Here is a 10,375-nt window from a genome sequence, read left to right on the forward strand (position 1 = left end):
ACCGTGACCGCCACGTCGATCGAGAAGGTCAACGGCCACGTGCCCGACCGTGGCTTCGACGCCGTCGCGCTGGCCAAGGCGGACGCGATCCGGACCGAGGCCGACGCCAAGGCCGACGCCCTGCGCATCGAGGCCGAAGGCAAGGCGGAGGCCGAGAAGATCCTCGCCGCCGAGAAGGCCGAGAAGGAGCGGCTGGAGAACGAGAAGTCGGCCCTGGCGAATGAGCGGGCAGCCCTCCGCTTCAAGCGCGAGCAGGCCGAGCAGCTCGCCAAGATTGCCGAGGCTGAGCGGAAGCGCGAGGAGACTGAGCGCGCCCGCAAGGAAGCCCGCCGCGAAGCCGAGGAGCAGCAGCAGAGCGAAGTCGCGAAGGCCAAGGTGGTCAAGGAGTCCAGTGAGCGGTGGCGGAAGGTCGCCCTCGGCTTCTACGGGCTGTGCGCTGCGGTCGCCCTGCCGGTGCAGATGTTCGCGTTCTACGACCCGGACGCCAAGTACCTCCTCGTCGCCCCGATCTTCATCGAGGTGATCGCGCTCGTCGCCCTCGTCGGTGCTGCTGCTGCGGTCACGGACGGCCGCCCCCAGTGGCACTACCGGCTCGTCGCCTGGGTCGGTGCTCTCACCGCCGCCAGCATCAACATCGTTCACGGCTTGGACGCCTTCGACCCCGCAACGGCCTTCGGTACCGCCCTCGCCTCGGTGGCCGGCCCCGGCATGTGGGACCTCCACGAGCACGGCCGGCTCCGCAAGCGGGACGGGAAGCCGTCGTGGCGGGAGCGGCGCGCCGCCAGGAAGGAGGCCGAGCGTGCTGCCGCCGAGAAGGCGGCGGAGGAGCTGCGTGAGGCCGAGCATCAGGCGTACCGCGAGAAGGCCGAACGTGAGGCCGAGCGGAAGCTTGCGGAGGATCGCGCCCGGGAGTTCCCGAAGGTGTGGGAGCACGCCCTGAAGATCGCTGCCGCTCTCGGCGAGACCACTGTCACCGAGGCCGTGTGGAAGCGCGCGCACCGCGATGTCGAGGGCGCCGACCCGGCCGAGTCCGCAGCGATTATCCGACTGCGTAACGCCGCCGAGATGAGGGTCGAAGCCGCCCGCCAGAAGCGCCCCGTAAGCGGATCAACACAGCAGGTCGCATCGCAAGTGCCCGGTGCGAAGAAGCCCCGCATCTACAACCCGCCCGCGCGTCGCGGAAAGCGCACCAAGGGCGACGTCCAGTACACGCCTGGAGCGCGCCGCCAGGCCTCCATCGCCGCCCGCAGTGCAGCCGTCCAGACCGCCACCGAGAAGAAGGGCTGACACCCGCCATGGCCACCCCGCTCACTGACCGCCAGACCCTGGCGGTGCCCGTCCAGCCGGCTCCGGTCGGCCCCATCGAAACGGTCGTCGACAAGCGGCCCGCGACCCCGCAGCGGCAGCTGCCCGCATGGATCCACTCGAAGGCAGCGATCGCCCGCCGTACCGCCCGCGCGGTCGGCCACCACCCGTCCGTCGTGTGGATCGGCTGGGCGGCGCGCGGCTGGTGGCACATCGCCCGCATCGAGCACGACAAGATGGTCGGCGACTACCCGCAGATGATCCGCACCGCCCGCACCCAACTGAAGGCCGCCGACGGTGACGCGGCGAAGGAGTCCCAGTTCGACGCGGTCGTCAACCGGCGCACCCAGCAGCTGAAGGAGCGCCGCAAGCGCTACCTCATCACCCGCGGCATCGTGGCCGTCCCGGTCGCCGGAGCCGGCGCCTACGGGCTGATCGAAGGCGGGCTGTGGGTCGCCGCCCTGTATGCGATGGCCGCCGTCACCGTCGGCGTGCTGAAGGGCCGGCCGCGCAGTGTCGACCCGGGCAAGGTGGAGATCGCTGCCGCCGACGGTGACCCGTTCCCCATCGCGGACGCCCGCAACAGGACCGAGGCTGCCGAGTGCGTGCGCCGCGCTCTCGCCTCGGAGGGCATTCAGGTGAAGGAGGTGGAGGCGAACCGGCGTTACGAGTGGGGCTGGGAGGTGACCGTCCGTCTCGCTAAGGGCAAGCCCGCCGACATCGTGTCGAAGGCTGCCGACCTCGAGACCCCCCTCGACCTGCCGGAGAACGGTCTCCTGCCGCAGCCGGTGCGCGAGTCCCGCGGGCGGGTCATCCTGCGGCTGGTGCAGTCCGACCCGTTCGCGAAGATGCCGTCCGCGCCGGAGCGCAAGCCGAACAGCTATCGCATGCGGGACAAGCAGATCCTCGCCCACCGCATGGACGGTAAGACGTTCGAGGCATCCCTGCTTGGGGTGCACGCCATCGTCGTCGCCTCCTCCGGTGGCGGTAAGTCCGTGATCCTGCGGACGATGGCCGACGCGCTCACGGCCTGCTCCGACGTGATGGTCGGCGACCTCGACCCGGGCGGCAACGGGCTTGACCCGCTCGCCGAGGCGCTGGGGGTGCGGGCGATCGGCGACGACAACATGGGGCAGATCGAGGCGATCCTCGACCAGGCCCTGAAGATCGCGAAGGCTCGGCCCTCCCTGTTCACGAAGCTTGGCATGAAAGCCAACTGGGAACCGTCGCCGGACCGGCCGGCGATCGTCCTGTTCATCGACGAGTACCCGCAGTTGTCCGACCGGGCGAAGGAGCTCGCGGTGAAGATCCTGCAGACGGGCCGGAAGTCCCGCGTGCAGCTCGTCCTGGCTGCGCAGGAGGCGACGAAGGATGCGATCGGTAAGGCCATCGCCGACTCGATCGCTCTGAAGATCGTCGGCCCGTCCCGGCATCAGGACATCGTTCAGGTCTTCGGCGCCGGAGCCGGCGCGGAGGGCTGGCGGCCGGACCGGCTCGACCCCGCCGAGGGCAACGCCGTGGGCGACGACCTGCGGGACGCTTCCCAGGCGTACATCCGCGGCGGCGGCTCCCGCGAGCCGCTGAAGCACAAGTTCCTGTTCCTGGATGAGCAGGACGGCATGCGGCGGGCCCGCGAGCGTGCTGCGGCCGGACGGCCCACGGTCGACGCCGAGTCGCTGGCCGCGGCGGGTCTGAGCCACTTCGGCGCCACGGAGGCGGACCGGCTGCGCTCGGACCTGCCGAAGATCGTGATGATGGTGCGGGGTGCGTTCGCCGCGGCCGACGACCCCGACTTCCTCGCCACGAGCCAGATCCTCGACTACCTGACCCAGCACGCTCCGGAAGCCTGGGATGTCGACCCTCTCGCCGGGGCGAAGCAGCTCGCCGCCGAGCTGAAGCGCGCGGTCGACTGGCTCAGCCTCGATGTCACCGTGTCCACCGTCCAGGTCACCGGCGGCACGCGCGGCTACCGCCTGGAGACGATCAAGCAGATCACCGGCGAGAGCCTCGCCAAGGCCGCCTGAATGGCCGCGGCGTCACCGTGACGCCGCAGGTCAGGACCGTGACGGTCACCGGTACGCACCGTGATTCGGTGCCCGGGACCGTGGCGCCGTACCGGTCCGTCACGGACACCCCCACGGTCCTGACCTGCACTGTCACAGACCATCCCAGTCCCCGTACCGGTCAAAAAGCGAAGGAGGTCCCACTATGGCCATCAGTCTGAAGATTGTGCAGGCGACGATCGACGGCATCCCCTACGGCTGCCCCGAGTGCGGTTCCGCGGCCTTCACCCTCGACGGCCACTGGCTCGACGGATCGCCTGCGCGCGGCAACTGCCCTAACTCCCACAGCTGGGAAAACCCGCTCATCGACAGTGCCGACCTGAAGCGGATCAAGGCCGCATCGTCGGGCCGTCAGCGCATCGAGGACGAGGACACGTTCGAGATCACCATCGGTGGTGCGGTCCTCGCCGGGGTGCTGTACCCGGAGTTGACGCCGGAGGACGTGAAGGCGGTCGGCCGCATCTACTGGCGGAAGCTGATCAAGCCCGCCCTGCGGAAGCAGAAGCGGCGGGCCGTCCGCGCCGTCACCAGCCCCATCAAGCAGGCCGCCCGCAACGGTGTCGCCGCCGCCCAGGCCGGGGCGCTCGAGGCCGCCTGGACCACGCAGGCCGGCGGCTACGAGCCCGACCCCGACTACGCACCCGAGCCGATCAACCCGTGCCCCGCCTGCCGCGGCAAGGGCCACCACGCCATCGAGTCCCGCCTGCACACCACCACGACTGTCCGCTGCTCCGTGTGCCACGGCACCGGCGAAATCGACTAGGAGACCCGCATGCCCAAGACCTACCACTTCATCGCGCAGGTCAGCGACGGCAAGTACGACGACGGCGAATCCGCCGGAACCGTCCGCGCCAGCAGCGAAGCCGAAGCCAAGAGGGCCATTGCCGAGTGGGTCCGCCAGGACGGCGCCCGCAAGGGCTCCAAGCGCCCCTGGACCGCCACCCGCATCGAACTCACCTGAAGAGAGGCCAACCCGATATGACCACAAGGGATCAGTGCACGGACGAGACCGAGCGCCTGCGCGCGGAGGTCAGCGAACTGCAATCCATCATTCGCGAGCTGTGGCTCCGCGTCGCTGACGCCGGAAGCCTCATGAGTACCTCCTGGGTGAGGGGCGCGCTGGAAGGCGACACCGACCTGTCGGACAAGGACTACGTGCGGAACGCCTTCAAGCTCCCCGAACACCTGCGCGCCGAACTCAATCTCTAGACCCACCCCGTCGATACCCAGAGGAGACCCGCATGACCATCCTGCCCGAGCCGACGCCCACCGCCCCTGCGGCCGGGCAGGCTGCCAACCCGCTCGAGGACGCCGTGATCCGTGCGGCCGTCGACAACGCCATCCACGAAGCCCGCCGCCAGGACGCCAGCCCTCGAGCCGTCATCGGTAACACTCCGCCCGTCACCCAGCCTGGACGGCCCGCGATGTCTGAGAAGGCCACCGACGACAGTGTCCGCATGATCGCTGCAGGGTTCCTCACCCTGTGCGCGGGAGGCGCGACCTCTGGCGTCCTGTACTTCTCCGGGCAGGCCGACCCTGAGGTCATCGCGTGGATGGCTGTCGCGCCCGTCGGCCTGGCCGTGCCGATCTTCGCCCTGTCCCGGCTGGTGAAGCGCGCCAAGCCGGAGCCGGACGTGCACCACCACTACAACGGCACCGTCATCCAGGACCAGCGCGAAACCCACACCAAGAACACCGGCCTGTGGGCCCGCACCAACAACCAGCAGTAGCGAGGCGCCCGGTCTCGAATCGGTGAACCTTGAACCGACCGGGCTACATCAACATCATCCGGCGTTAACCTGCCGATCCATCACATCCCTGGGGGGACCATGAGTAACTACCTGCCCGAGCAGCCGGCCACTCCGCCGCCGCCCACCGAACCGCCCACCATGCCCGCACCCGAGGCGAAGAGACTGAGCCCGCTCGCCGCTGGGCTCCTCGGCCTGGTCGTCGGTGCCGGACTCGTCGGCGGCATCTGGGCGATCACCGCCAGCAGTGGGCCCGGCAAGCCCGCCACGTTCACCCTCGAAGGGAGTTTCGCGCTCCTCGAAGGCGGCTCCGACACCGGCAGTGGTTGTGAAGGGTCCGGCGGCTACGACGACATCAGCGAAGGCACCTCGGTCACCGTGTACGGGGCGTCCGGTGACGTCATCGCGACCGGGCGCCTCGGCGACAGCGAAACCATCGGCTACGGCACCTGCACGTTCGACGTCGCCGTGCCCGACGTCCCCAAGGGTGAGAAGTTCTACAAGGTCGAGGTGAGCCACAGGGGCACGGTGCAGATGTCCGCGGAGGAAGCCGAGAACGGAGAGTTCGCCGGCACCCTCGGCTAACCCGCGACACCAAGGCCCCGGCCGTCTTCCGAGACGGTCGGGGCTTTTCGTGTGGGTACGGCGCGGGCCATCCACCGGCCGTCGGTCATGTACCGGGGCATCATCACCGGCTGGAACCCGGCGTCGACCAGCTGCGCCAAGCCTTCGACGCACTCGTCTTCGGTCGCGGCCTGCACGCTCACCCGGATCGCCATAACGGCAGTGTGCCCCGCCCGGGTGCGGGGCGGGGCGGGAAACGCGGAAGCGCCCCACCGGGATGGCGGGGCGCTTCGTCATGCGGTCGGCTCCAGTTGCTCCCACAGCCACGGGGTGTGCGTCGTGTGGCGCCGTTCCCTGCCGCAGGTCCGGCAGTACGACGGCCGGTAGTTCACCAGGGGGACGAACGGGTGCAGCGGCTTCAGCCAGTGGCCCTCGGCTTGCAGGTGGTCGCCTCGATGCTGGCCGCAGCCCCGGTAGTCGCAGATCCAGTAGCCGTCCGAACCGTCGGGTTGGACGGGTCCTGCGCGGAACCAGTGGTCGGTGATCAGCGATCGACGCGGGACGAGCGCGGTCACGGCTTCTCCTCCGGCTCGCGCGGCCTTGCTTGGATGTCGATGTGGGTCCAGCCGAGCCGACTCCGGGACGACTGCTCAGCCAGGTCTCTACGGAGAGCCTCGGCCTGCTCCCTGGCGGGCGGCTTTCCCTCTCCGTCGCTGACGGTCTTGCGGTAGTCGGCGATCTTCAGATGCCAGTTACGGGTGCCTCGGTATGCGGCGACTTCGTAGGCAGCCGTCGCCTCCTCGTCGAGCTGCTGCCCGAGCCGCCACGTCAGGTCATCCATCCTGCGCCTCCTTGGCCTGGGCTGCCTTCTCGGCTTCCTTCTTGAGGTGTGCTTCCCGGGCTGCTTCGACGGCGGCCTTGTTCGGTCGGGTGGGTGCCTTGGTGCCGGGCTTGTGGAGGTACCACTCCATGAAGGCGCGGAAGGCTGCGCTGCGGTCGGTTCCCATGGCGTTGGTCGCCTCGCCGAAGACGCCCCAGTCGGTGAGGTCTACGCGGATCGGTCGGGTCGGGGTTTTCGGCTTGTTCGGCGACATGCGCCGAGCGTATCCAGGTGTATCTACCTGCGTCATCTTCGCTCTCCCTTGGTGTAGCTACTGGTGTAGCTACAGAATCTCGGTCGAATGGCTTGCGTCGGGCGTAGTCACGACTCTAAGGTGTAGCTACACCCCGAGCAAGGGGCGCACCAAGAACCACCAAGGGGGACCCGAATGCTTCGCACCAGCCGCACCCGCCGCGCCACGATCAAGGCCCGTAGCCGCACCACCCGCGCCGCCAACCGGATCCGCCGTCGCGGCAACGGCACCCTCGCCTCCCACTGCATGGCCGCCGGCCTCGCCCCCAAGGAAGCCCGCTCCGTCGCCGGCACCCTCCGCAAGACCGCGAAGGCGCTCGGCATCACCGGTATCCCCGCCCGCATCCACGCCGGCCGGAAGATGCGCGGCGACTGCCGCCGCTACACGCCCGCCGACGTCGCCCGCATCGCCGTGAAGTACCGGCCGCGGAAGCCCGCCTACAAGCTCGCTGCCGCCAAGCTCGCCCGCCCGGCCCTCTTCCAGGCCGCCTACGCGGAGTGCGCCTAGACCAACTTCACGACGCACCAGACGAACGAGCCGGCCAGCCCGACCCGTAGGGAGCCCCAGTTGAGCGCCATCGACCTCGCCATCACCATCGCCGGTACCGCCGTCGTCCTCGCCCCCATCGACCCGCAGGCCCTCCGCGACACCGAGCCCACCCCCGCGGCCACCCCGACCCTGCCGGCCTGCACGGCCCTCCTCCTCGCCCACGCCGACAGCACCCTGGCCGCCCGGGTCCGCGCCGCCCTCGGCATGCCCGGCCGCCAGATGCGCGAAGACGAGGGCGAGACGGCCCGCCGCGTCAGCATGTGGTCGCAGTACGAGCTGAACGCCCTGTACGAGCGGGTCGACGGCACCGTCACCACCCGCACCGTCCAGCGGTCCACCCACGGCGGCGAGTCGACGTGGGAGGCCACCGAGATCACCGTCTCCGTCGACCTGCCCGGCGTCGGCGCCGTCGAGATCTTCACCGACTGGGACGAGGCGACCGGCGGGCGCGACCTGCCCCTCATGCAGGCCATCCCGGACGCCACGCTCATCCCCGCCTGACCCACCCCGGGGCGGCAGCCGCCCGGCTGCCGCCCCGCCTCGCCGCCTAGGAGTCTCCGATGACCGCCCTGACCGTCCTGGAGCCCGCGTTCACCGTCCGGGTCACCAACCACCTCGCCCGCCTCGGCTGGTCGGCGACCGCCACCCCGGACTACATCGAGGTCCGTATCCCCATCGAAGCGTCCGGGCAGCAGGCGGCGGCGAAGCGCGGCGACCGCCTGTACGTGTGGCCGGCCGAGGCCGGTATGCGGTGGGAGATCCGCCCGCCCGGATCGCCGAAGGGCCACGGCGAGCACCTGCCGTTGCAGGGCCCGCACCACGTGTACCTCGTCGCCGAAATCGACCACCTGCTCAAACCCAGCCACTAGCCACCCCCGGGCTCGTCACCGGATGAGCCCGCCCACCGAACCGCCCAGGAAGGAGGAGCGATGACCGCTCCCAAGAACCGTGCCGCATTCCTGGAACTCGAACCGACCGGCATGAACCCCGACGAGCTGTGGCGCCTCACCGGCTTCGCCCGCTGCGGCGACTGCGCTTACCTCATGTACACCGAATTCCTCGCAACCCTGCCCGATCACCGCTGCACCCAGCGGCAAGCACGCCGCCGCGCCAACCCCTGAAGGAGCACGCCATGCACGAGAACGACTACACCGAGCCCTGCGGCGAGTCCGGCTGCTACTGCCACTGCGTCAGCCAGCACGGCCCCTGCGGCTGCGACTGCCCCCGTGACCCGGAGACCGGCGACCTCACCGACGACGAGTAGGAGGAACAGTGGACGCTCCCACCCCCACTCTGCCGCCCCTGTCCGAGCCTCACCGGCATGACTGGGACGACGACCCCCGCACCTGCGCCCGCTACGACCGCTGGTGGGGCGAGAACGACTACGACATCCACCGAGACGAGGACTCATGACCGCCACCGTTTGGCCGTTCGGTACGGACGCCATCGAGAAAGACCCGCTCACCGTGCTGCGTATCCCGGTCGTCACCAGCTTCAAGCCCAGCTGGTGCTACGTCGCCGCCTACCTCGGCACGAGCGCCGACACCGGCAACACGTTCGACCCGCCGTGGCCGTTTGCTAGCGCCGAGCGGCCCACCGACGCCGAAGCGCAGATGCTCGTCTCCTACCTGGCAGAGCACCGTCACTACTGGTTCGGTGACGCTGGCTACGCCCGCAAGATGGATCAGCGACCGCTGGACATTGATGGCGGCTGGAACACGGTCGTGTTCATCAAGTACGGCGCCGACGACTGGGGTTACGGACGCGTCTCGTGGCAGTACGGGCCGACGTTCGTGCCGTCGCCGCCCAACTCGCGCGGCACCGAGTACGAGTACGCCAAGCGCCCCGGCCCGCTGCCGCTGGAGAAGGTCATGGACCTGGTCCACACGATCGGCGACGAGCCCATGCAGCACTGGCTCGACTGGAAGAAGGACCACCCGGAAGTCTTCCCGTCGTGACCCGCCGTCCGATGTCCGCCCGTCGGGCCCGCGCCGTCGTGGTGCAGGCCCGGCTGGTGAAGGCCCCCGACTGGTCGGACACCCGCGCCTGGCATGTCGTGGCCGACGATGTGGTGCTGGTCGTGGTCAGCCCGTCCTACGGCGGCACCAGCCGGTCGGGGCGGAACAAGTGGCAGTGGCGGCTCGCCGACGCAGCCATACCCGGCAGCCGGCCCGAACCCACCCGCGAACAAGCCGCAGCAGCCGGACTCGCCGCATGGGAGCGGTGGGTCACTTCGAAGGAGAACCGATGACCGTCGACCTGCCCACCCCGATCGTCGTGTCCCGGCATCAGTGCCCGCACTGCCGCCGCTACACCCGCGCCAAGCGGGAGCGGGTCGAGGAGCACATGCCGCGCTGCTGGCAGAACCCCGGCGCCCGCGGGTGCAAGACCTGCGTCCACTTCGAGCCCGCCACATCCGACGGGCCCTACCCCGAACACCCCGGCTTCCCCGAAGAATGCGGCCACCCCGACGGACCCGCGATAGACCAGCCCATCATCAACTGCCCGCACTGGGAGGCACGGTGACCAGCATGAGCGACACCGTTCGCATCGCCTTCGGAGTGATCGGCATCCTCGGCGGGACCGCAGGACTCGTAGGAGCGTTCATCTTCTACAGGACCGGGAAGCGCACCATCGCCGACCTCAAGAACAGGCTTGGCCTGCCCGGAAGCCGCCGATAGGGGCGACCCTCAGTCGTCCGTAACGCCCAACCCCCTGTGGGCCCTCACCGTCCGGAGCGGGCCCGCAGGCGTGTCTGGGCAGACTGTAGGGAGATCCTCGGAAGGAGGTGACCCCATGCCGGGACGAAGGCACACTGGCTTCCGCAGTCGTGCCCAATGGCGCTACTTCTGGGCCAACCCCAAGCTCCGGCGCTACGCCCGAGCCAAGGCCCACGCCACGAAGGGTGGCAAGGTCGTCCGTTACCGTCGACTCCCCGCGCGTAAGGGTGTCCGCCGCCGTTAAGCGGCAGCCAGACCGCGCGAGCCCCCGCCCTCTTCTTCCTCGGCTTCGC

At 69.7% G+C, this 10,375-nt stretch carries 21 protein-coding genes; 17 read left to right on the forward strand and 4 right to left on the reverse strand.

The window, feature by feature from the left end:
- The first annotated feature begins 3 nt into the window (after positions 1 to 3).
- From JL475_RS00355 to JL475_RS00385, 7 genes are all read left to right on the forward strand, one after another.
- The gene (locus JL475_RS00355) at positions 4 to 1,287 is read left to right on the forward strand and encodes a hypothetical protein (protein WP_202273862.1); all 1,284 of its coding nucleotides are present in this window, start codon (positions 4 to 6) and stop codon (positions 1,285 to 1,287) included.
- A gap of 8 nt (positions 1,288 to 1,295) precedes the next feature.
- Positions 1,296 to 3,329 carry a type IV secretory system conjugative DNA transfer family protein gene (locus tag JL475_RS00360; protein WP_202273865.1) on the forward strand — a complete coding sequence of 678 codons (2,034 nt, stop codon included), beginning with the start codon at positions 1,296 to 1,298 and terminating at the stop codon, positions 3,327 to 3,329.
- Positions 3,330 to 3,513: 184 nt separating this feature from the next.
- Entirely contained in the window at positions 3,514 to 4,131 is a 618-nt protein-coding gene (locus JL475_RS00365; RefSeq protein ID WP_202273868.1) for a zinc finger-like domain-containing protein, read from the forward strand.
- Between the two features lie 9 nt (positions 4,132 to 4,140).
- A complete protein-coding gene (locus JL475_RS00370) occupies positions 4,141 to 4,329 on the forward strand; it encodes a hypothetical protein (RefSeq protein ID WP_202273870.1) in 189 nt (62 codons plus the stop codon).
- Between the two features lie 17 nt (positions 4,330 to 4,346).
- Entirely contained in the window at positions 4,347 to 4,577 is a 231-nt protein-coding gene (locus tag JL475_RS00375; protein ID WP_202273872.1) for a hypothetical protein, read from the forward strand.
- 32 nt (positions 4,578 to 4,609) lie between these two features.
- Complete coding sequence (locus JL475_RS00380) at positions 4,610 to 5,098, forward strand: hypothetical protein (protein WP_202273880.1); 489 nt, start codon at positions 4,610 to 4,612, stop codon at positions 5,096 to 5,098.
- Positions 5,099 to 5,197: 99 nt separating this feature from the next.
- Positions 5,198 to 5,701, forward strand: coding sequence for a hypothetical protein (locus JL475_RS00385; protein WP_237405839.1), 504 nt, complete (start codon positions 5,198 to 5,200; stop codon positions 5,699 to 5,701).
- Here JL475_RS00385 and JL475_RS00390 read toward each other — a convergent pair.
- From JL475_RS00390 to JL475_RS00405, 4 genes are all read right to left on the reverse strand, one after another.
- Positions 5,698 to 5,895, reverse strand: a complete 198-nt coding sequence (locus JL475_RS00390) for a hypothetical protein (RefSeq protein ID WP_202273881.1) — start codon at positions 5,893 to 5,895, stop codon at positions 5,698 to 5,700. The two genes, JL475_RS00385 and JL475_RS00390, sit on opposite strands and share 4 nt — an antisense overlap.
- A gap of 78 nt (positions 5,896 to 5,973) precedes the next feature.
- Positions 5,974 to 6,255: a hypothetical protein gene (locus tag JL475_RS00395; RefSeq protein WP_202273882.1), complete on the reverse strand. Its 282-nt coding sequence runs from the start codon at positions 6,253 to 6,255 to the stop codon at positions 5,974 to 5,976.
- The gene (locus JL475_RS00400; RefSeq protein WP_202273883.1) at positions 6,252 to 6,521 is read right to left on the reverse strand and encodes a hypothetical protein; all 270 of its coding nucleotides are present in this window, start codon (positions 6,519 to 6,521) and stop codon (positions 6,252 to 6,254) included. Before JL475_RS00400 ends, JL475_RS00395 begins: the two co-directional genes overlap by 4 nt.
- Entirely contained in the window at positions 6,514 to 6,774 is a 261-nt protein-coding gene (locus JL475_RS00405; RefSeq protein ID WP_202273884.1) for a hypothetical protein, read from the reverse strand. The genes JL475_RS00400 and JL475_RS00405 overlap by 8 nt, the downstream gene beginning before the upstream one ends.
- A 174-nt stretch (positions 6,775 to 6,948) precedes the next feature.
- Between JL475_RS00405 and JL475_RS00410 the strand changes: the two genes are divergently transcribed.
- The 10 genes from JL475_RS00410 to JL475_RS00450 are packed head-to-tail and all read left to right on the forward strand — an operon-like array spanning position 6,949 to position 10,043.
- The gene (locus JL475_RS00410; protein ID WP_202273885.1) at positions 6,949 to 7,320 is read left to right on the forward strand and encodes a hypothetical protein; all 372 of its coding nucleotides are present in this window, start codon (positions 6,949 to 6,951) and stop codon (positions 7,318 to 7,320) included.
- A gap of 60 nt (positions 7,321 to 7,380) precedes the next feature.
- Positions 7,381 to 7,863 carry a hypothetical protein gene (locus tag JL475_RS00415; RefSeq protein WP_202273886.1) on the forward strand — a complete coding sequence of 161 codons (483 nt, stop codon included), beginning with the start codon at positions 7,381 to 7,383 and terminating at the stop codon, positions 7,861 to 7,863.
- 59 nt (positions 7,864 to 7,922) lie between these two features.
- On the forward strand, positions 7,923 to 8,231 hold the full coding sequence (locus JL475_RS00420) for a hypothetical protein (RefSeq protein ID WP_202273887.1): 309 nt from the start codon (positions 7,923 to 7,925) through the stop codon (positions 8,229 to 8,231).
- A gap of 60 nt (positions 8,232 to 8,291) precedes the next feature.
- Positions 8,292 to 8,483 (forward strand): hypothetical protein, encoded by a 192-nt coding sequence (locus JL475_RS00425; RefSeq protein ID WP_202273888.1) that lies wholly within the window; start codon positions 8,292 to 8,294, stop codon positions 8,481 to 8,483.
- Between the two features lie 11 nt (positions 8,484 to 8,494).
- Complete coding sequence (locus JL475_RS41115) at positions 8,495 to 8,626, forward strand: hypothetical protein (RefSeq protein ID WP_272932878.1); 132 nt, start codon at positions 8,495 to 8,497, stop codon at positions 8,624 to 8,626.
- An 8-nt stretch (positions 8,627 to 8,634) separates the two neighbouring features.
- Complete coding sequence (locus JL475_RS00430) at positions 8,635 to 8,775, forward strand: hypothetical protein (RefSeq protein ID WP_202273889.1); 141 nt, start codon at positions 8,635 to 8,637, stop codon at positions 8,773 to 8,775.
- On the forward strand, positions 8,772 to 9,320 hold the full coding sequence (locus tag JL475_RS00435; protein ID WP_202273890.1) for a hypothetical protein: 549 nt from the start codon (positions 8,772 to 8,774) through the stop codon (positions 9,318 to 9,320). The genes JL475_RS00430 and JL475_RS00435 overlap by 4 nt, the downstream gene beginning before the upstream one ends.
- Complete coding sequence (locus tag JL475_RS00440; RefSeq protein ID WP_202273891.1) at positions 9,317 to 9,613, forward strand: hypothetical protein; 297 nt, start codon at positions 9,317 to 9,319, stop codon at positions 9,611 to 9,613. The genes JL475_RS00435 and JL475_RS00440 overlap by 4 nt, the downstream gene beginning before the upstream one ends.
- Complete coding sequence (locus JL475_RS00445; protein WP_202273892.1) at positions 9,610 to 9,888, forward strand: hypothetical protein; 279 nt, start codon at positions 9,610 to 9,612, stop codon at positions 9,886 to 9,888. The genes JL475_RS00440 and JL475_RS00445 overlap by 4 nt, the downstream gene beginning before the upstream one ends.
- A 5-nt stretch (positions 9,889 to 9,893) precedes the next feature.
- The gene (locus JL475_RS00450; protein WP_202273893.1) at positions 9,894 to 10,043 is read left to right on the forward strand and encodes a hypothetical protein; all 150 of its coding nucleotides are present in this window, start codon (positions 9,894 to 9,896) and stop codon (positions 10,041 to 10,043) included.
- Positions 10,044 to 10,375: the final 332 nt, after the last annotated feature.

It is taken from the genome of Streptomyces sp. M2CJ-2 (genome assembly GCF_016757295.1).
In the GTDB taxonomy this organism is placed as follows: Bacteria; Actinomycetota; Actinomycetes; order Streptomycetales; family Streptomycetaceae; genus Streptomyces.